We start from the raw sequence: 19,213 nt of genomic DNA on the forward strand, positions 1-19,213 counted from the left end.
AAGCTCTCCTGCTTTCGGAAGCGGGGACCGGATCACGGACGGGCGGCCGACAGCTCCTCGCCGGGCGCCGGGCGCTCCGGGATGCCGTCGGATGCGTCGGCGAGCAGCGCGTGCGCGATGGCCGCCGCCGAGTCGGAGCGGGTGAGCATGGTGTAGTGGTCGCCGGGGCACGGCAGTACGGACAGGCCGTGCGCCGCGAGTTCCGGCCAGCCCAGGTCCGGGTCGCCGTGGATCAGGCTGCGGTCGGCCTTGAGCAGTACCAGCGGCAGTACGGCCGGCTGGGGCCGGTACGCCGCCGTCAGCCGGTTGTTGCGCAGCAGCCCGTCGACGTACGTGTCGTAGAGCTTGCGCAGCCCCGGCAGCGAGGTGTCGGCCGGCAGGGCTCCGGCGGTGACGCATGCCTGGAGTACGGCTGCCAGCCCGGACTCCAGGTCGTGGCCCGCGTATCGGTCGGGCGGGCCGGGCAGTACCCGGTCGCGTTTGGCGCCCAGGTACATGGCGAACCAGTCCAGCAGCATCGGCTGGTCCAGGTCGCTGTCCGCGGGGGTGTACGCCTCGGTGGGTGCGATGCTGTCCAGCAGCACCAGCCGGTCCGGCAGTGCGGCGGCGGGCAGCCGCCCCGTCATGGTGTGCGCCACCACGCCGCCGAACGACCAGCCCACCAGGACCGACGGGCCCTGCGGGGACTCCGTGAGCAGCAGGTCCAGCAGCCGGGCGGCCAGGTCCTCCACCGTGGTGGAGGGCCGGTCCCCGGTCAGCGCGGGCTCCCAGTACTCGGGGAGCACGCTCAGGTCCAGTACCGTCAGCCCGCTGCCCTCGGGCAGCGCCGCGGCGAGCGTCCGGTGGACGGTCGCCGGCAGCGCTCCCGGGTGGACCACGAAGACGGTGCGTCCGCCGGCGTCGGCGGTACGGTACCGGTTGACGACCTGCGGGGTGCTCCTAGGCCGCGTTGGCACGCTGTGCGCTCTCTTCCGCTATGAACTCGGCCAGCTCCTTGATCGTCGGGTGGTACCACAGCGCAGTGGTGCCGAGCTCGAACCCGAGCCAGTTCTCCAGCTCGCCTGCCAGGATCAGGGCCTCGGTGGAGTCCAGGTCAAGTTCGTCGAAGAACCGTTCCGGGGCAACTTCACTCGGATCCACGCCAAGGCGATGGGCGATCTTGTCGATCAGCCAGTCCTGTGCGTCCTTCGCTGCGACAACGGCCATCGTCCGGACCTCCGGGGAATATCGGCTGGTGGTCGGCCGCAAGCCCGCGGCCTATGTGTGATTCGGAGCCGATACTAGAGGAGAAAAAGAAGAAAGCCAGTGACGTGCGCCTCCTTGTGACACTTATTAACCTGGAGTTGCCGAAATTAAAATATAGCAGTTAGTGGTCACTTAGTTCGCGGGGCATTATTGCCGACATGTTAATCGCCAGGTCAATAGTTATGCCACCGGCGTATGGCCTCCTCCGGGCCGGCCGCGGAGGCTCCGGAACCGCCGATCCCACCGGCAGGACACCGGCAGCCCGCAAGATCCGCGAGGGAAATCGGGGCCTGCCGCGTAGGTGTCCGAATGTATGCCACTGCCGTACCGATCGGTGAAATCCGGACGCGGCAATCCGCCGCTCCGCGCGCTCTCGTGCCCCGCTTATGCGCCCGCGTGCGGACGCGCCGCCCCTGCGACGGCGCCTGCGGCACGCCGTCGCGGGGCGGCCGGCGGACGTGGTGCGGGTGCGGACGCCCGCGGCGGTACCGGATCGCGGCTCGGCCGCGCGCCGCCCGGTTGGAACCGCGTCCGCAGGCCGACGCCCAACACGGGCGTCGCCGCGTGGCGGTCCGAGCGAGCCGGTCCCGGGTGGCCGCGACCGCTCCTCCGCCCCGTGTCCGGCGGGCGACGAGCGCTTCGGTGTCGAAGGCGCCCGGCGGCGCGGCGGTCTTCCCGGCGGCGGCCTACGGGACCGCGGTGGTCCGCTCGCCCCGGGGAAACAGCGCCGCTTCCTCGCGGGCTCGGCGGGGTCCGGCCGAGCCCCCGCCGCCCCCGTTGCCCTCTCCGCCCTTGGCGTTTTCTCTGCCGCCGCCGCCCTCGTCTTCGGCGTCCTGGTCGGCGGCGGGGAAAACCCACCCGGCGGGCGGGATCCCGGCGCGGCGGTCGGTCGGCCGGCGTGCGGCGGCTCGTCAGCGGGGACGGCCGTGCGGGGCGGCTGCCGCGGGACCGAAGGGGGCGGGCGGACCGGGCGAGGCCGGCCGAACGGGTTCAGTGGGAGCCGGGGGCGGCCCACCGTCGACCGTCCGGTTGAGGAACGGGGGTGCGGCGCCGACCCGCCGCCGGCCGGCCGCGCTCCGGTGCGCCGGGCGGCTCCTCCCCGGACCGGGCCGGTGACACGGCGCTACCGCCCGGCCTGCACGTCTGGCCGTACCTGGCGACTCCGCCTGATGCGCCCAGCCCGCACGAACTGCCGTACCTGCGCGGCCCGCGCGGCCCGCGCGGCCCGGCGTACCCGGTACACCGCCGTACCCGCCCGGTCTGCGGGACCTGCCGCACTCGGTGAACTGGCGTATCTGTCCGGCCTGTCCGGCCTGCGCGGCCCGGCGCACTCGGCGACCTGCCTACCCGCCCGGCCTGCGCGGCCCGGCGTACCCGGTACACCTCCGTACCCGCCCGGTCTGCGGGACCTGCCGCACTCGGTGAACTGGCGTATCTGTCCGGCCTGTCCGGCCTGCCGTACCCGGCGAACCGCCCGACCCGCGGCGAGTGGCGGACGAAGGCGTCTTTGGCACCCGGTGGCCGCCGCGCCGTCACCCGCGGCGCGGCTCCTCCAAGACGGCGAACGCTAAGAAGGTGTCGGCGTTCCCCGCCGGGGGCCGCGCTACCGGCTCCGCGTCGCACCGGCGGAAGGTGCCGAGCACGGCGCTCCAGGCGCGGGGCTGTCGCGAGGATCTCCGCGGCGCCGCCCGGCCCGGCACCCGCATCTGCCGCGTTCCCGCCGGTCGGCGACACACCACGCCGGCCCCTCCTCCGCCGTGCCGCCCGCAGCGCACCGGATCCCGCCCCGCCACCCGCGCGGATCCACACGACAGACCCCGGCTGTCCGGTGAAGGCGCCCCCCTGCGGGGTGACGCGCGGCCGGAGCCGCCGGTCCGCCGGGCGATCCCGGTCGGCCCCCGCAGGGCCGTGTCGGGCGCCCGGGTGGGAGCGCCGGTCACCTGCGCTATGCCGCCTCCGCGCCGGTCAGCCGCGGTGCGCCGCCTCTCCGCCGGCCGGCGGCGGCGCCGTGCCCTCGTCCTCCGTGCTCCAGCACCCGTCGGTGGCCGTCGGTCGGCCGCCCGGCCCCCCAGCCGTGCCGGACGACCCAGGACAGCCGTGCCCGCGCGGCGCCGGCTGTCCCTGATTCGTACGCGGACTGTATATCTCGACATCGTAGGCTGCGCAGGCGGCGAACACCCGGTGGCATGTGCATCCCACGCGCCCGAAGGGACTCTGGCCGGGTGGTGAACCCGCGGGTCCCGAATTACCCGAATACGCCGGCGCACTACTGGGGGAAACCGCGGAACTCCTCGTAGCGCAGTACTTCGGCGATCTTGAACATCGCGTAGAACCTGACCAGCCGAAGCCGCGCCTCGGCGGAGATCGAACCGGCCGCCGCGCCCAGCAGCGCCGCGTCCAGCTCGTCGACGGTGGCGGTCGGTGACGACCGCACCTGGGCGATGACGGCGTCGTACGCGTCCTGGTCGGCCATGTGCAGCCAGTCCAGTTGTCGATGATCGCTCCGTTGCTCATCCCGCGCAGTACCAAGGCCGCCGTGGTGAGTATTTCGTCGAGACCCATCGCTCCTCGATTGCCCGTGGTCCTTGCCGATCCCCGTCGGGCCCTGTCGTTCCCGCCCGCCCCCGGCCGCTCCGGCCTGCCTCCGGCTGATCCCGGCTGATCCCGGCCGGGCCCGTGTACGCCCGGCCGGCGCCGGCCCGTCCCCTCCCCGGATCAGTCCGGACCGATGCACAACGAAGTCGTCCGCGGCGCTTTCCGGCGGCCCGCGGCCGGGGGGAAGGCACCATGCGCGGCGACGGGCGGGCCCGTCCGCCGGCGCGACCGGGGCGACCCGCGCGCGCCGCCTGGGGCTGGCCGGCGCGGAGCCTGCTCGCCTCCCTCGGCGACCAGTCGCGCAAGCGACTGCTGGCGATCGGGACGCTGTGTCAGTTCGCCCCATCCGGACGGCCGCTGATGCGCGAGGGCGACACCAGCACCTTCGTTCTGATCCTGCTCGACGGAGTGGTGAAGGCGACCGGCCGGTCCCAGGACGGCAAGGACGCGCTGCTGGCCGTACGGGTGGGCGGCGACCTGGTCGGGGAGCTCGCGGCGATCGACGGGCAGCCGCGGTCGGCCACCGTGACCACCAGCGGCACCGTGCTGGCCCGCGTGGTCAAACAGGCGGACTTCCTCGACTGCCTGCGCCGCGAGCCGGAGGTCGCCGCCATGGTCAACCGGTCGGTCGTCGGCAAACTGCGGGCCGCCAACGCCCGCCGGATCGACCTCACCGGCTGCGACGTGCCCACCCGGGTGGCCAGGGTGCTGCACGACGTCGTGGTGCGCTACGGCGAGCGGACCGCGGAGGGCGCCGTTCTGCGCTGGCCGCTCACCCAGCCGGAGTTGGCGGGCCTGGCGGGCGCCGCCGTGGTGACCGTCAACAAGGTGCTGCGCCAACTGCGGGCGGACGGCGTGGTGTCGACCGGCTACCGCTCCGTCACGGTACTCGACCTGGACGGGGCCGCCGCCGTCACCTATCCCTGAACGGCCGACCGTCCCCCGCGGCCCCGCCTGCCGCCGAGCCGCCGCCTGCCGCCGAGCCGCCGCCTGCCGCCGAGCCGCCGCCTGCCGCCGGACCGTCGGCTTCCACCCGTACGGCGGCCGCCACCGGTCGCCCGCCCCCGGGGAGACGGCGAGCGGGGACCGGCGCGCGCCGGGCCGCGTCCGCGGGATGCGCAGCCTTCTCCTGCGTCCTGGCGGCGGCCGGTCCGTCGGCCGTCAGACCGGCGGCGGTCAGCGTCAGGTGCCGGGCCAGCACCTCGGCCGCGGTGTCGGCGTCGCGGGCCAGGGCCGCCTTCTCCAGCCGGCGGTGCTCGCCGGCGAAGTCGCGGTCCGGGGTGCGCCGCACTGACCAGCGGCGGCCCAGCTCGCTGGCGGTCCACATCCGGTCGAAGGTGTCCAGCAGTACGGCGTTGCCGCAGCCGTCCAGCAGCGCCCGGTGGAAGGCGTGGTGGGCCTCGGACCAGGCGCCGCTGACGTGCTCGCCCTCCTCCGGCGCGTACACCGGGGTACGCGCCAGCCGGTGGTGGGCCGCCCGTATCCGCGCCTCCCAGTCCAGGTCGCCGCGTTCGACGGCCATGCGCAGGACGACCGGTTCGACGGCTCGGCGGGCCTCGGCGATCTCCTGCCAGCGCCGGTCGGAGAAGGCCGGGACCGCGAAGCCGCGGTTGGGCAGCCGGTCGGCGATGCCGTCGCCGACCGCCCGGACCAGTGCCTCGCGCACCACCGCCAGGCTCACATGGTGCTCCTTGGCCAGCTCCTGCGGCCTGAGCGCCTCGCCCGGGGCGAACTCGCCGCGCATGACCGCCTCCCGCAGCCGGGCGTACACCCGCTCCGACAGCATCTGCTTCGCCGAGGTGCCGGCCGTCTCCGTCATACGCTCACGATAGACGATCCGCCAGATAATCGATTATCTGTACTATCGTCGATGACGGGCGGGCATCGCCGACGCGGAACGGGTAAGGATGTCCGCCTGCCTCCACGAAAGGAATGACGCGATGAGCGGCAACGACCCCTTCGCCCGCCTCCCCGAGGCGGCGACCTTCACGGTCACCAGCACCACGGTGACCGACGGCGAGCCCTGGGCCGCCGAGCAGATGTCCGGGCTCTTCGGTGTCCCGGGCGGCAAGGACCTCTCGCCGCAGCTGTCCTGGAGCGGTGCCCCCGAGGGCACCAGGAGCTACGCCGTGACGGTGTACGACCCGGACGCCCCGACCGGATCCGGCTTCTGGCACTGGGCCGTGGCCGACATCCCGGCCACTGTCACCGAACTGCCGGAGGGCGCGGGCGACGACACCGGCTCGGGCCTTCCCGAGGGTGCCTACCAACTGCCCAACGACGCCCGCTCGGCGCGCTTCCTCGGCGCGGCGCCGCCGGCCGGGCACGGCGCGCACCGGTACTTCGTCGTGGTGCACGCCCTCGACGTGGAGAACATCGGCGTCCCGGCGGAGGCCACTCCCGCGTTCCTCGGCTTCACCATCGCAGGTCACATCCTCGGCCGCGCGGTCCTGACCGCGACCGCCGAGATCCCGGCCTGACGGCCGGCCGCCGGGACGGCCCGGCGGGATCCGGGAGAACGCGGGGGGGGCACGGGAGGACCCGGGGGGAGCGGCCGCGGCCGCTCCCCCCGAACTTCTGCCCGCTCCGCGAACGGCGCCGGCCGCCCGCGGGCCCGGCGGCGGGGGAGTCGCCCGCCGACGGTGGAACAGCGAGCCTCCAGCCGAGCCTCTCCGTGAGCAGCGGCCCGCGACGGCCGCCCGGCTCCCGAGGGTCCGACGGGGGCGGGGCCTTGACGGGGCCATGCGAGTAAGGCAAGGCTTACCTAAGTAAGCCGTGTGGTGTGTCGAGTCCTGTGCGCCGCCTCCGCATGCCCGCGCCCCGCCTTCTTCTGGAGGACCGTCATGGCCCTGGAGTACACGGATCTGTTCGCCCGGCTCGCCGCGGGAGACGCCAACGGCGTCGTCAAGGCCTTCGCGGCGAACCCCGCGTTCCGCGCCGCGGAGTGGGAGGAGCTGACCACCGAGGACAACCCGTACCGCCGCCCGGTGCGCCCGGACGACCTGGCGTGGCTCGACTACGGCAAGCCGATGCCCGTCGCCAAGGCGCTCAAACTCAGCGCGCTGCTGGGCCACCGGATGCTGCGCAACGTCTACGACAGCGGGCTGCTCCACCTGCCGCCGGCCGCGGGACCGGCCGCAGCCGCGGACGGCGCGCTGTTCTACGACGAGCGCAACCGCGTCCTGGGCGCGATGGCCGCGCCCGTCCTGGAGCGCCACCTGTTCACCCTGCTGGAGTCGGAGCGCAAGCCGCTCGCCGGGTACGCGCCGGAGCAGGTCGCGGCGGCCGTCGGCGCTTACCACGAGCAGCGGCTCGCCGAGCCCGGGCGGGCGTTCGCCGCCGCGCTGTCCACCAAGGACCGCAAGGCGTCGGCGACCTTCGTCCTGCTCCAGCTCAGCGCCTACCTGCCGGCCTCCCGGGCGGCCGTCGGCCGCGCCGCGCTCGGCGAGTACGACATCGCGCACCCCGGTGCCCGGATCGCGCTGCTGGACGACTACCGCACCTGGGCCGGACTGCACGGGCAGTACCGCGCCCTGCTGGAGGGCGCGGGCCTGAAGACCACCACCGGCGCCTACTGGCAGCTCTACCTCGGCACCTCGCTGGCCCGCGGCAACCACCTGCACCGGCTGTCGCGCGACCGGGAGAAGTACCCCGAGTTCCTCGGCGCGCTGCTACACCACGGCATCGACCAGGCGGTCACCGCGGCCGGGTTCGCCGACGTCTTCGAGGACGGATTCGGCACCCGCCCCGCGCTCTTCGACCACTTCGGCCTCGAACCCGGCCACCTCGGCGACCTGACCGGCCGCTGGGTGGAGCCGCTGCTGCGGCTGTACGGCCCGAGCGGCGTGGAGCGTTTCCACCACGGCTTCGCCGACGCCGCCTGGCTGGCCGGGCTGTGGGACGAGGACCTCGCGCGGCAGCTCGCCTGGGCCGACAGCATCCCGGAGCACCAGGACAAGGCCGAGCGGATCAGCAGGTACATCCAGGACAACGGCATCACGGTGGACCTCGACACCTTCGTCGAGAGCCATGAGGAGACCTCGACGACTCACGTGCACGACGAGCACCGGCTGGTGATGGTCGAGCGGGGCCAGATGCACTTCTGGAACAACGTCACCCACAAGATAGCGCTGCACGAGGGCGACAAGGTGCTCATCCCGGTCTCCCGGCTGCACGGGTCGACCGTGCTGTCCGGCGAGTGCACCTACCACCAGCCGATCATCCCCGAGGACATGTACGCGCGGTTCTGACGACGGCCCGCCCCGGGGCGCCGCCGGCCCGTGCCGGGCGCCCCGCGCCGCCTCGCCGTCCACCCCCTGCCGCGCGCCTCCCCGCCGTGCGGCCCTCCGCCGAGCCGACCTCTCCCGTGACGGAGTACTCCCCGTGCCTGTGCCCCCCAACCGACCCCCCGCCGCGGCGCAACCGCCCGCGGCGCATCTCCCCACCGCGCATCTCCCCACCGCGCATCTCCCCACCGCGCATCTCCCCACTGCGGACGCCGCCGCCGCCCGGACGCTGGCCGCGTGCACCATCGGCGCCACCCCGGACTGGGGACCGGACGCCGCCCGTGAACTGGTGGAGACCCTGCTCGACACCGACCGGCCGTTCCCCTGCACCTTCGCCGTGGCCGCAGCCAAGAAGCAGTCGCTGCGCTTCGGCTTCGTCGAGAGCCCGCACGACGAGAGCACCTGGGCGCCGCTCGCCGGCATCCTCGACGACTACCTGGCCACGTACAAGCAACTGGGCAAAGACACCTCCCTGGTGGTCCTGTTCCGGCCCGACGAGCGGCCCGGCACGCTCGACCACTACTTCCGGCAGTTCTGGTCGGTCCTTCAGTTTCTGCACGACGGCGACCCGCAGCCCTGGCCGGCGTCGACGCCGCTGGACCCCGAGGAGCTCTGGTGGGAGTTCAGCTTCGGCGGCACCGAGATCTTCGTCGTCTGCAACACCCCGGCCCACGTCACCCGGCACAGCCGGCACAACCGCGGCTTCATGATCACCTTTCAGCCGCGCTGGGTGTTCGAGGGGCTGGAGGCCGACACCCCGCGCGGCGCCAAGGCCCGCCAGGTGATCCGCAACCGCATCCGCCGGTTCGACGGCATGGAGCCCGCCGCCGCCCTCGGCAACCACGGCCAGGAGGGCAACCGGGAGTGGCGCCAGTACTTCCTGCCGGACACCGCCGACGGAAAGGTGCCCGACTGCCCGTTCCTGGCCAGGAGCGGCGCCCGTGAGCCGGTGGCGGCGGCCCCGGACCACGCCCGCGAGGGCCGCGCCGCCCGCGACCGGGCGGCCCTGGCACGCGTCCTGGCCGCCGCCGGACCGGCCGCCGGGCCCCGCTACACGGTCCTGGTCAACGACCACCGCCAGTACTCGCTGTGGCCGGCCGCCCTTCCGGTTCCCGACCGCTGGCGTGACACCGGCGTCCGCGGCGCCCGGGACACCTGCCTGGCGCATGTCGGCCGGGTCTGGACCGACATGCGCCCGGCCCGCACGGCGCAGCGCCGCCCGGACCGGGTGGTGTGAGCCGGTGGGTGCGGGCGCCCTGCCGGGGCCACGCGCCGGACGATCCGGCCCGGGCGGTCCGCCGGGCGGTCCCGCACCCGCCGTCACCCGCCGGGCGCCAGCCCGCCGAGGCCGTCGAGCAGCACGTCGAGCTTGCGGGCGAACCAGTCGCCGGGGCTGCCGGTGACGATGCCGGCCAGCGCCTCGCGCAGCCGGGGGTCCACCTTCGGCAGCGCGTCCGGCAGCATCTCCCGCCGCATGCGCGCCGCCTCGTCGGGGGTCCTGGCGGGCTCGCCCCGGCGCTGCCCGGCCAGGAAGAACATCAGCACCTGCTCGTGCACCAGGTCGTAGGCGAGTATCGCGTCCTCGGGCGCGAACCCCAGGTCCACCAGGGCGGTCACCGTCCGGTGGCTGACCTCGCCGTAGGCCGCGGAGTCCACGCTGAGCGAGACGATCTGCGCGGCCAGCCCCGAGTGCCGCTCCAGCAGCCGGAACGTCGCCCAGGCGTGGTCGCTCAACTGGCGGCGCCACTGGTCGCCCGGCTCCGGCCAGTCGGCCTCGGCCACCACCGCGTCGACGGCCGCCGAGACGAGCGCGTCGCGGGTGGCGAAGTAGCGGTAGAGCGTGGAGTGCTTGATACCCAGGTGCTGCGCGACGCTCGTCATCCCGATCTGGCCGAAGCCAACGGCGACCGCCGCCCGGACGATCGCCTCCCGGTCCACCTGGGGCGGACGGCCGAGCCGCGGAGTGCGCATCCCGCGCCCTGCCCCCGGCCGCTCGACGAGTCGACGCGGCTTGATCGGCTCGCTGCTGCTGGTCATGGCCCCATTGTCTCCCAGCGCCGTCCGCCGGCACCTGCGGCGTCTCCCGGCGGCGGCCGCCGGGTGGGTCGGCGGCCCTCTTTAACAACATGATGTTGTCAATAACTTTGGTAAGGCATACCTTCATTGTGTTCGCCGGGTCGGCGGCACCGCGTCCACCGACATGGCCGGTACGCCGCCGGCCCGGCGGCCGCGAACCCCTCGACACCGGTGACACCAGGAGTGCACATGCCCCCGATCCAGGAGGAACTGCGCCGGCGCACCCGCCTGACGCGCCCGCAGGTCCGGATCCGTACCGCCCACGTGGTGCGGACGGCCGAGGTGACCGCGCGGATCCGCCGGATCGTCCTCGGCGGCGACGACCTGGCGGGCTGCGCCGACGGACTGCCCGCCGACGCCTGGAAGTTCCTGCTGCCGCCGGCCGGCCGCGACCGGGTGGACCTGCCGGTGGTCGGCCCCGACGGCGTACCGGGATACCCGCCCGGCGCGGTGCCGCCGGTCATGCGCGCGTTCACCACCCGCTGGTTCGACCCGGCGGCCGGAGAGCTGGCGGTGGACGTCCTGCTGCACGGCGACACCCCCGCGAGCGGCTGGGCGCGTACCGCCGTGCCCGGCGGCACGGTCGGTCTGGCCGGGCCGCGGCACGAGTTCTTCGCCTCCCCGGAGGCCGGCTGGCACCTGCTGGCCGGCGACGAGAGCGCGCTGCCGGCCATCGCGGCCATCCTTGAGGCGCTCCCGGCCAGGACCCGGGTGGTCGCCTTCGTCGAGGCCGAGGACGAGGAGGACCGCGTCGACCTCGCCGCACCCGGCGGCGCCGAGGTGGTCTGGCTGTACCGGCGCGGCGCCCCGGCGGCAGGCGGCGGCCTGCTGGAGAAGGCGGTACGCGGCCTGGACCGGCCCTTCGCCGCCGCGCAGGCGTGGCTCGGCGCCGAGGCGGGCACCGTCCGGTCGATCCGCCGCCACCTGCTCGACGAGCGCGGACTGCCCCGCCCGCAGCTCCAGGCCGCCGCCTACTGGAAGCAGGACCGCACCAGCGACCAGCGCGACGCCGAGGTGTTCGCGGCCTACCAGGCCGCGGTCGCGGCCGGCGGCGACCCGGACGACCCCGCCCTCACCACGGCGGCCGACCTCGCGTAGCGCCGCCAGGCCGGCCACTCGCCCGCCGGGCCGGCCACCCGCCCGCCGGGCTGGCCACTCGCCCGCCGGGCGGGCCACCCGCCCGCCGGGCCGGCCGGTCCCACCGCCGGGCCGGCGCCCCCTTTGTGCGCGGGCCCGGCCGTCCCTCGCGGGCCGGCCGCTCGGGCCGCCCGCGAGGCGCCGACGGCCCGGTCAGCCCCCCGCCGGCCGGGCCGCCAGCGCCTTGCGGTCCACCTTGCCGATCGCCGTCAGAGGGAGGGACCCGATGGTCACCAGCCGGTCCGGCACCTTGTACCCGGCCAGGCCGAGCCCGCGCAGGAACTCCCCGGCCTCGGCGGCGGTGGGGCAGTCCCGGCCGGACTCCACCACGACGAACGCGGTGATCCGCTCGCCCAGCGCCGGGTCGGGCTCGCCGACGACCGCGCACTGGCGGAGCGCCGGGTGCAGCGCGAGCTGCTCTTCGACCTCCTCGGCGGACACCTTCTCGCCCGCCCGGTTGATGACCTCTTTGATCCGCCCCTCCACCACCAGGTGTCCGCTGGGCAGCGCGCGGACCAGGTCTCCGGTGCGGTACCAGCCGCCGGTGAAGGCGAGGGCGTTGTGGTCCGGCAGCCGGTAGTAGCCGCGCAGCGTGTATGGGCCGCGGGTGAGCAGCTGCCCGACCGCGCCCGGCGGGACGGCGTGCCCCTCGTCGTCCACGATCCGCACCTCGTCGCCGCCGCTGAGCGGGCGCCCCTGACTGCCCAGCACCAGCTCCTCGGGGTCGTCGAGCCGGGTGAGGTTGAGCAGCCCCTCGGCCATCCCGAACACCTGCTGGAGCGCGCAGCCGAGCACCGGTCGGACCCGCGCCGCGGTCGCTGCGTCCGGCTTGGCCCCTCCGACCTGCACCAGCCGCAGGCTGGAGACGTCCTCGGGCAGCCAGGTCAGCGCGTCCAGCCACAGCCCCAGCAGCGACGGTACGAGCGCGGTCGCGGTGACCCGCTCCTCAGCGATCAGCCGCAGCGACTCGTCGGGGCTCGGGTCGCCCGGCAGCACCACGGTGCCGCCCACCGCCAGGGTGCCGAGCACCCCCGGGCAGGCCAGGGCGAAGTTGTGGGCGGCGGGCAGTGCGGCGAGGTAGACGGTGTCCGGGCCGAAGCCGCACACCTCGGCGCTGGCCCGCGCGTTGTAGCCGTAGTCGTTGTGGGTGCGCGGGATGAGCTTCGGCAGCCCGGTGGTGCCGCCCGACAGCAGGAACAGCGCCACGTCGCCCGCCGGACCGGGCGGCGGCAGCGGGGTGCCCCGGCGGGCGCGCCCGGCCGCCTCCACCGCGGCCAGCGCGGTGAACTCCTGCGCGTCGCCCGCCACCAGGACGTGCCGCAGCGCCACGTCCGGCCGCTCCAGCAGGGCTCTGGCCGGCTCGCGGTAGTCATGGCCGAGGTACCGGTCGGCGATCACGTACCCGGTGGCGCCGGAGAACGCGCACAGGTGCGAGATCTCCCGCTCCCGGTGGGCGGGCAGTGCGTACACCGGCAGTGCCCCGATCCGCAGCAGCGCGAAGGTGGCCAGCACGAACTCGGGGCGGTTGGGCAGGTGGACCACCACCCGGTCGCCGGCGGCCAGACCGAGGCCGAGCAGCCCGCGGGCGAGGTCGTCGGCGCGCTCGTCGAGCTCGGCGTAGCCGATCCTGACCCCGTCGCCCACCACCGCCGTGCGGTCGCCGTGCTCGGCGGCCGAGCGCCGCAGCAGCTCGCCGAGCGGCTCGTCCGTCCAGTAGCCGTCCCGGCGGTGCCGGTCGGCTTCCTCAGGGGGCCACGGAACGCATCCGGGCAGCATCCGGATCATCCTCTCCTCATGTGCGGACGCGCTTCCTTACGCCTGACGGGGCGTCAGGTATGGAGCGACGCTGGCGAGTTTCTCGCAGGTCTCGCGGTACTCCCGGGCCGGGTCGGAGACCCCGACCACGCCCGCCCCGGCACGTACCCAGGTACGGCCCTGGTGGGTGTGGACGGTGCGCAGCGCGAGTGCCGCGTCCAGGTCGCCTTCGGCGGTGGCGCGCAGCACCGCGCCCGCGTACAGGCCGCGGCTGCCGGGTTCGCCGGCGTCGATGACCCGGTACGCGGCGGCCTTGGGTATACCGGACGCCGTCACTGCGGGGAAGAGGGCGGCGAGCGCGTCCCAGCGGTTGCGGTCGGCCCGGAGCCGGCCGCGTACCCGCGACCCCAGGTGCCGTACGCTGCCGCGCTCCTTGACCGCCATGAACTCGTCCACCGCGACGGATCCGGGCGCGCACAGGGCGCGCATCTCGGTGTCGGCCAGCAGTACCGAGACCGCGTGCTCGTAGACCTCCTTGACGTCCGTGCGCAGTTCGGCCCTGGCCCTGGCGTCCTGCTCGGGGTCGTCGCCGTGCCGGGCCCGGGTGCCGGCCAGCGGCTGCGAGGTCACCCAGCCGTCCGGGGAGACCTCGGCGACGGTCTCCGGGCTGAAGCCGGCCGCCCGCAGCTCCGGCAGGTCCAGCAGGAAGGACCTGGCCGGGGTGTTGGCGCGGCGCCCCGCGGCGTAGGTGGCGGCGAAGTCGAGCTCGAAGGGGACCTCGACCCGCCGGGACAGGATCACCTTTTCCAGCTCGCCGCGGCCGATGCGGGCCACCGCGTCCGCGACCGCCGCCAGGTACGGGCCGGGGTCGTCCGCCTCGACGTCCAGCGGCCTGGGGGCCGGCTCCGGCCCGCCGTCCCGGGCGCCGGCCGCCGCGAGCACGCGGTGCAGCAGCCCGGCGTCGGCGCAGCGCAGGTCCAGCCCGCCACCGCCGATCTCCACCTCCACCCGGGGCACGAAGACATGGGCCAGGGGCTGCCGGGGATCGGCCGGGGGGCGGCCCGCCGCGGCCGGCGCGCACTCGAAGGCGGCCCATCCGTAGCCGCGCCAGTCGGCGACCGGCGCGTCGGCGAGCGCGGCGCCCAGCTCCCGTACCGCGTGTCCGGTGGTGCGCGCGGTGACGTGCCGTACGCCGTTCCAGTCGGTGGCCACCTCGTCCTGGCGGACCGTCACCGAGCCGAGCGCGCCGCCGGCGAACCACCACCGGCCGGCCTGCTCGTAGACGGCGTGCCGGTCGAACAGGCCGGACCGGGCCAGTCGGAGCGCCGTCGCGAGCGGGTCGTACGTCGCGGCGATCCGGGTGTGCAGGTAGCGCAGCGGGGCGGTGGCGCCGGGCCGGTGCGGGCCGGCCGGGGAGGGGGCGTGCGTGGTCACGTGGAAACCGTCCTGAGGTCGTCGGCGGGATGTCCGCGGCGCTGGGCCTGGGGCGGACCGCGGCGGTCGGGGGGGCGCTGAAAACGACGGAGCCCTACATGGAAGTTAGGATAGCCTTGCCTAACCAGGGTGAGCCTAGCTAGCATCCGCCGGTGTGTCCACGTGTGATCCGAAGCCGGCACCGCCCCCGGGGGCTGACGCACCGTCAGCCCCCGGAGGCAGTGCCCACGTCATCTCGCGAGGTGAACAGTGACGCCGAATCCAGCGGGACCGGCCGCGACCGCGGACGGCCCGCCCCCGCCCTCCGCGCCGGCCGGCGAACCGCCCGCCGCCCTGGACCTGGAGGCCCTGCGCCGTACCGTCGCCGACGTGCTCGGCATCGCGCCCGAACGGATCGGGGACGACGACAACCTCGTCGCCCTCGGGGTCGACTCGGTCAAGGTGATGACGATCTCCGCCCGGCTGCGCGCCTACCGGGTACGGGCCGGGTTCGCCCGGATGATCGAGGAGCCCTCGCTCCGGGCGTGGTGGCGGCTCGCCGCCGAGTCCCCCCGGGGCGGCCGGCGCCCGGCGCCCGGCGACAACGGTGCGCAGCGGCCGGAGTCCGGTGGCGGGGCGCGGTCGCAGCCGCAGCCGCGGGCCGATGGCGGGAAGCCACCCGGAGCTCATGGCGAGGGGCGGCCCGCATGACGTCCGCCGGCACCACCGGCTCCCCGTGGCTGCGCGCCTTCCGCGCCGCCGCCCCGGGCACGCCCACCCTGGTCGTCTTCCCGCACGCCGGCGGCGGCGCGGGGTTCTACCGGCCGCTGGCCGAACGTTTCCCCGCCGGTGTCGACGTACGCGCGGTGCAGTACCCCGGGCGCGAGGTCCGGGCCGGCGAACCGCTGGTCGACGACATGGCCGCGCTCGCCGACCGGGCCGCCGCCGCGCTGCTCCCGCTGCTCGACCGGCCGCTGGCGATCCTCGGCCACAGCATGGGCGCCATCGTCGCCTACGAGGTGACCAGGCGGCTGGAGGCCGAAGGCGGTGTCCTGGAACGGCTGTTCGTCTCCGCCCGGCACCCGCCGGCCGCCCACCGCCCGGGCCGGCACCGCGTCCACCTGCTGGACGAGGACCGCTTCGCCCGGATGCTGCGGGACACCGGCGGCACCCCGGCCGCCCTGCTGGACGACCCCGAGATGCGCGCCTACCTGCTGCCCATCGTCCGCAACGACTACCGGCTCATCGAGACCTACGCGCCCGCCCCCGGGCCGCCGCTGCGCACCGGCATCGTCTCCATCGCCGCGACCGACGACGGCACGGTCTCGGCCGCGCAGGTCGAGGGCTGGCGCCGGGCCACCGGCGGCGACTTCGAACACCTCACCTTCCCCGGCGGGCACTTCTACCTGCTCGAACAGCCGGCCGAGCTCACCGCCGCGGTCCTCCGCAGGCTGCGCTGGGCTCCCGGCGGAAGAGCCGCGCGGTAGCGGCGGCGGGGCGCGGGACCGCGCGGACCGGCCCCCGCAGACCGGCCCCCGCAGACCGGGCCCGCAGACCGGGCCCGTCGGCCGGGCCCACGGGCCGGAGCCGCCGGCCGGATTCCGCGCGCCGCAGAAGGACCGGACGCATCCAACCGCACAAGGGAGTTGACTGTCGTGGGCACTGGCATACCCCTGCCGCCCCAAGCCCCGGATCCCGTCGCCGTCGTCGGCATGGCGGTCAGACTGCCCGGCGCCGACACGCCGGACGCCTTCTGGCGCAACCTGCGCGACGGCGTCGAGTCGGTCACCGCCTTCACCGACGAGGACCTGATCGCCGCCGGACTGCCCGCCACCGCGCTGGAGGACCCGACCCGGGTACGGGCCCGGCCGGTGATCGACGGCCCGGACCTCTTCGACGCCGCGTTCTTCGGCTACAGCCCCGGGGAGGCGGCGGTCACCGACCCGCAGCACCGGCTCTTCCTGGAGTGCGCCTGGGAGGCGCTGGAATCGGCCGGGCACGACCCGCGCGGGCTCGCCGCGGACGCGGTCAGCGTGTTCGCCGGCACCGGCCCGGACAGCTACTTCCTGCACCACCTGCACCCGCACCAGGCGGCGGCCGGCCCCGGCGCCGGCTCCTTCCAGAACCTGCTCGGCAACAGCGGCGACTTCCTCGCGTCCCGGGTCTCGTTCAAACTCGACCTGACCGGACCCAGCGTCACCGTGCAGGCCGGCTGCTCCACCTCGCTCGTCGCCGTCCACCTGGCGGTGCAGAGCCTGCTCGGCGGCGAGTCCGACCTGGCGCTGGCCGGCGGCGCCACGGTCTACTTCCCGCAGCGGGCCGGATACCTGTACCGGCAGGGAGGGGTCAACTCGCCCGACGGCCACTGCCGGGCCTTCGACGCCCGCGCCGCCGGCACCACCCCCGGCGACGGCGTGGCGGTGCTGGCGCTGCGCCGGCTCTCCGACGCGCTGGAAGCGGGCGACCCCGTCCTCGGCCTGATCCGCGGCACCGCCGTCAACAACGACGGCGCGGCCAAGGCGGGGTTCACCGCGCCCGCGGTGGACCCGCAGAGCGACGCCGCCGCGGAGGCGCTCGCCGTGGCCCGGCTCACCCCCGCCGACATCGACTACGTGGAGGCGCACGGCACCGGCACCCCCATGGGCGACGCCCTGGAGGTCACCGCGCTCGCCGAGGGCTACGCCGGCGCGCCCGCCGGCAGCCTCCGGCTCGGCACCGCCAAGCCCAACGTGGGCGACACCTGGGCGGCGGCCGGCGCGGTCGGCCTGGTCAAGGTGCTGCTGGCGCTGGAACACGAGGAACTGCCGCCGCTGATCAACTGCACCGACCCGAACCCGGCGATCGACTTCGCGGCGAGCCCGTTCCGGCTCAACACCGAAGCCACGCAGTGGAAGCGGGGGGACCGGCCGCGCCGGGCCGCCGTGCACACCTTCGGCATCGGCGGCACCAACGCGCACGTCGTGGTCGAGGAGGCGCCCGACCTGCCCGCGCCCGCGTCGGCAACCGCGCCGGTGTCCGGGTCCGGGTCGGCGTCCCCGTCCGCCCCCGCCTCGTCGCCCGCGTCCGTGCCCGCGCCGAGCGCCGCGGGTGACTGGTTCGCCCTGCCGCTGTCGGCCCGTACCGGCACCGCGCTGCGGTCGCAGGCCGCCCGCCTGGCCGCCCACCTCCGGCACCGCCCCGGCCTCCCGCTCGACGGCGTCGCCCACACCCTGCTGACCGGCCGGGCCCGCTTCGCCCGGCGCGCGGTCGTCCTCGCCCGCGGCCGTTCCGAGGCCCTGCTCGCGCTGCGGGCCCTCGCGGACACCGTGCCGGGGGCGCCGCCCGCTCCGTACGGCCCCGGCTGGACCCTCGTCCTGCCCGGCGGCGCCGCACCCGGGGCCGGGGACCCGGACGGGGGCGGCGCGTCGGACTCCGCGCCGCCGGACCGGCGGCCTCAAGCGGGGCCCGGCAGCGGCGACGGGCGGGTCCCGGGCGGATTTTCGGCGCCTCCGGGCGGCCCGGCGGACACCGGCGCCGACGGCGGCCCGGACGGCACCGCGGCGGGGCGCGTCCCTGCCGCCGGGGAGGCGGACGCCGGTGCGGACCCGGGTCCGGGCGGCGCCCCCCGGCCCGCGGTCGAGCGGGCCCGGGACTGGGTGGACGGCGGGGCGGGGGAGCCCGCGGCCGCGGCCGGGCCCGCGCCGCGCAGAGTCGTGCTGCCCACATATCCGTTCGAGCGGGTCCGGCACTGGGTGGCTCCGCCCGCCTTCGCCGGGAGCGGCGGCCCGGTGGCGGCCGGGCCCGCTCTCACACCGCACCCCCGGCCGGCGCTGGAGACCCCGTACGCCCCGCCCGCCGACCAGCTGGAGGGAATGGTCGCCGAGGCGTGGGGGAGCGCCCTCGGCATCGAGGGAGTCGGCCGCGACGACAACTTCTTCGACCTGGGCGGCCACTCGCTGCTCGCCGCCCGGGTCACGACGGCGCTGCGGGCCGTGCTGCCGGTCCCCACGGACGTGACCGACCTGCTCGACGCCCCGCCGACGGCCGCCGGACACGCCGACCGGCTCAGACGGCGCCTGCACGAAAAGCTGAGCGGCCTCACCGACGAGGAGGCCGCCGCGCTGGCGGCCGATCTCGGCCGGGGCACCTCCGGCGGCTAGGACCTGTCGTGGGCATCTCCGTGGCGCCGCGGGGCCCGGCACGCAGGTCCGCCGCGTTCCCGCCGGTCGGCGACGCACCGCGCCGCCTTCCTCCTCCGCCGTGCGGCCGCGACGCGCCGGACCCCGCTCCGCCACCCCCGCGGATCCCCACGACGGGCCCTGGACCGTGTCCGACCGGCCCCGCCCGGCCCGTGGCGCCCGGCACGCGCGTGCGCCGCGCCGCCGGAGCCGTCCGAGCCGGCCCACCGGGCGGGGACGTCCTCCCCGGCGGCCGGCGGGGCCCCGCCGCCTCGCGGTCCGGGTCTCCCCCCGGTCGGCCGACCGCACCCGTCCGACCGGGCCCGGTGCGCAGGGCGCCGCAGCCGGCCGGGCACGGTGCGCGGGGCCCCGCACTCCTCTCGGCCCGTGCCCCGGAGGCGTCTTCCGGGCCGCCCGGCGGCGGGAAGGGCGCCGGCCCGGCACCGGTCCGCCGTACGGCCGGACCCACCGCGGGTCCGGCACCCCCGCCCCTGCCCCCGCCCCACCCGCCGCAACGCCCCCGCACGGCACACCGTAGCCAACCCCCCA

Annotated in this window: 14 protein-coding genes and 1 pseudogene; 8 read left to right on the forward strand and 7 right to left on the reverse strand. The window is 75.9% G+C overall.

Annotation, left to right across the window (positions count from 1 at the left end):
- Nucleotides 1-32: 32 nt before the first annotated feature.
- The 3 genes from RLT57_RS27555 to RLT57_RS27565 all read right to left on the reverse strand — a co-directional run bounded on the left by RLT57_RS27555 (nt 33) and on the right by RLT57_RS27565 (nt 3,718).
- The gene (locus RLT57_RS27555) at nt 33-956 is read right to left on the reverse strand and encodes an alpha/beta fold hydrolase (protein ID WP_311299947.1); all 924 of its coding nucleotides are present in this window, start codon (nt 954-956) and stop codon (nt 33-35) included.
- On the reverse strand, nt 940-1,206 hold the full coding sequence (locus RLT57_RS27560) for an acyl carrier protein (protein ID WP_311299948.1): 267 nt from the start codon (nt 1,204-1,206) through the stop codon (nt 940-942). Before RLT57_RS27560 ends, RLT57_RS27555 begins: the two co-directional genes overlap by 17 nt.
- A 2,305-nt stretch (nt 1,207-3,511) precedes the next feature.
- Nucleotides 3,512-3,718, reverse strand: a complete 207-nt coding sequence (locus RLT57_RS27565; RefSeq protein WP_311299949.1) for a hypothetical protein — start codon at nt 3,716-3,718, stop codon at nt 3,512-3,514.
- Between the two features lie 314 nt (nt 3,719-4,032).
- On the opposite strand from RLT57_RS27565, the gene RLT57_RS27570 reads away from it, so the two are divergent.
- Nucleotides 4,033-4,767 carry a Crp/Fnr family transcriptional regulator gene (locus RLT57_RS27570; RefSeq protein ID WP_311299950.1) on the forward strand — a complete coding sequence of 245 codons (735 nt, stop codon included), beginning with the start codon at nt 4,033-4,035 and terminating at the stop codon, nt 4,765-4,767.
- A gap of 223 nt (nt 4,768-4,990) precedes the next feature.
- On the opposite strand, the pseudogene RLT57_RS27575 reads toward RLT57_RS27570, so the two are convergent.
- Nucleotides 4,991-5,659, reverse strand: a pseudogene (locus tag RLT57_RS27575) (GntR family transcriptional regulator); the annotation flags it as partial.
- Between the two features lie 121 nt (nt 5,660-5,780).
- Here RLT57_RS27575 and RLT57_RS27580 point away from each other — a divergent pair.
- The 3 genes from RLT57_RS27580 to RLT57_RS27590 all read left to right on the forward strand — a co-directional run bounded on the left by RLT57_RS27580 (nt 5,781) and on the right by RLT57_RS27590 (nt 9,363).
- Entirely contained in the window at nt 5,781-6,320 is a 540-nt protein-coding gene (locus RLT57_RS27580) for a YbhB/YbcL family Raf kinase inhibitor-like protein (protein WP_311299951.1), read from the forward strand.
- Between the two features lie 363 nt (nt 6,321-6,683).
- Nucleotides 6,684-8,090 carry a hypothetical protein gene (locus tag RLT57_RS27585; protein ID WP_311299952.1) on the forward strand — a complete coding sequence of 469 codons (1,407 nt, stop codon included), beginning with the start codon at nt 6,684-6,686 and terminating at the stop codon, nt 8,088-8,090.
- A gap of 133 nt (nt 8,091-8,223) precedes the next feature.
- Nucleotides 8,224-9,363: a YqcI/YcgG family protein gene (locus RLT57_RS27590; RefSeq protein WP_311299953.1), complete on the forward strand. Its 1,140-nt coding sequence runs from the start codon at nt 8,224-8,226 to the stop codon at nt 9,361-9,363.
- An 83-nt stretch (nt 9,364-9,446) separates the two neighbouring features.
- On the opposite strand, the gene RLT57_RS27595 is transcribed toward RLT57_RS27590, so the two are convergent.
- On the reverse strand, nt 9,447-10,163 hold the full coding sequence (locus tag RLT57_RS27595; RefSeq protein ID WP_311299954.1) for a TetR/AcrR family transcriptional regulator: 717 nt from the start codon (nt 10,161-10,163) through the stop codon (nt 9,447-9,449).
- Between the two features lie 228 nt (nt 10,164-10,391).
- Here RLT57_RS27595 and RLT57_RS27600 point away from each other — a divergent pair, with 228 nt between their 5' ends.
- Nucleotides 10,392-11,300: a siderophore-interacting protein gene (locus RLT57_RS27600; protein ID WP_311299955.1), complete on the forward strand. Its 909-nt coding sequence runs from the start codon at nt 10,392-10,394 to the stop codon at nt 11,298-11,300.
- A gap of 192 nt (nt 11,301-11,492) precedes the next feature.
- On the opposite strand, the gene RLT57_RS27605 is transcribed toward RLT57_RS27600, so the two are convergent.
- Both RLT57_RS27605 and RLT57_RS27610 read right to left on the reverse strand, forming a co-directional pair.
- Entirely contained in the window at nt 11,493-13,124 is a 1,632-nt protein-coding gene (locus RLT57_RS27605) for a (2,3-dihydroxybenzoyl)adenylate synthase (protein WP_311299956.1), read from the reverse strand.
- 27 nt (nt 13,125-13,151) lie between these two features.
- Complete coding sequence (locus RLT57_RS27610) at nt 13,152-14,528, reverse strand: salicylate synthase (RefSeq protein ID WP_311299957.1); 1,377 nt, start codon at nt 14,526-14,528, stop codon at nt 13,152-13,154.
- Between the two features lie 249 nt (nt 14,529-14,777).
- Here RLT57_RS27610 and RLT57_RS27615 point away from each other — a divergent pair, with 249 nt between their 5' ends.
- The 3 genes from RLT57_RS27615 (at nt 14,778) to RLT57_RS27625 (ending at nt 18,646) form a co-directional block, all read left to right on the forward strand.
- On the forward strand, nt 14,778-15,218 hold the full coding sequence (locus tag RLT57_RS27615) for a phosphopantetheine-binding protein (RefSeq protein WP_311299958.1): 441 nt from the start codon (nt 14,778-14,780) through the stop codon (nt 15,216-15,218).
- A complete protein-coding gene (locus tag RLT57_RS27620; protein ID WP_311299959.1) occupies nt 15,215-15,994 on the forward strand; it encodes a thioesterase II family protein in 780 nt (259 codons plus the stop codon). The genes RLT57_RS27615 and RLT57_RS27620 overlap by 4 nt, the downstream gene beginning before the upstream one ends.
- A 168-nt stretch (nt 15,995-16,162) precedes the next feature.
- Nucleotides 16,163-18,646 (forward strand): beta-ketoacyl synthase N-terminal-like domain-containing protein, encoded by a 2,484-nt coding sequence (locus RLT57_RS27625; protein ID WP_311299960.1) that lies wholly within the window; start codon nt 16,163-16,165, stop codon nt 18,644-18,646.
- Nucleotides 18,647-19,213 lie beyond the last annotated feature (567 nt).

It is taken from the genome of Streptomyces sp. ITFR-21 (genome assembly GCF_031844685.1).
Classification (GTDB): Bacteria; Actinomycetota; Actinomycetes; order Streptomycetales; family Streptomycetaceae; genus Actinacidiphila.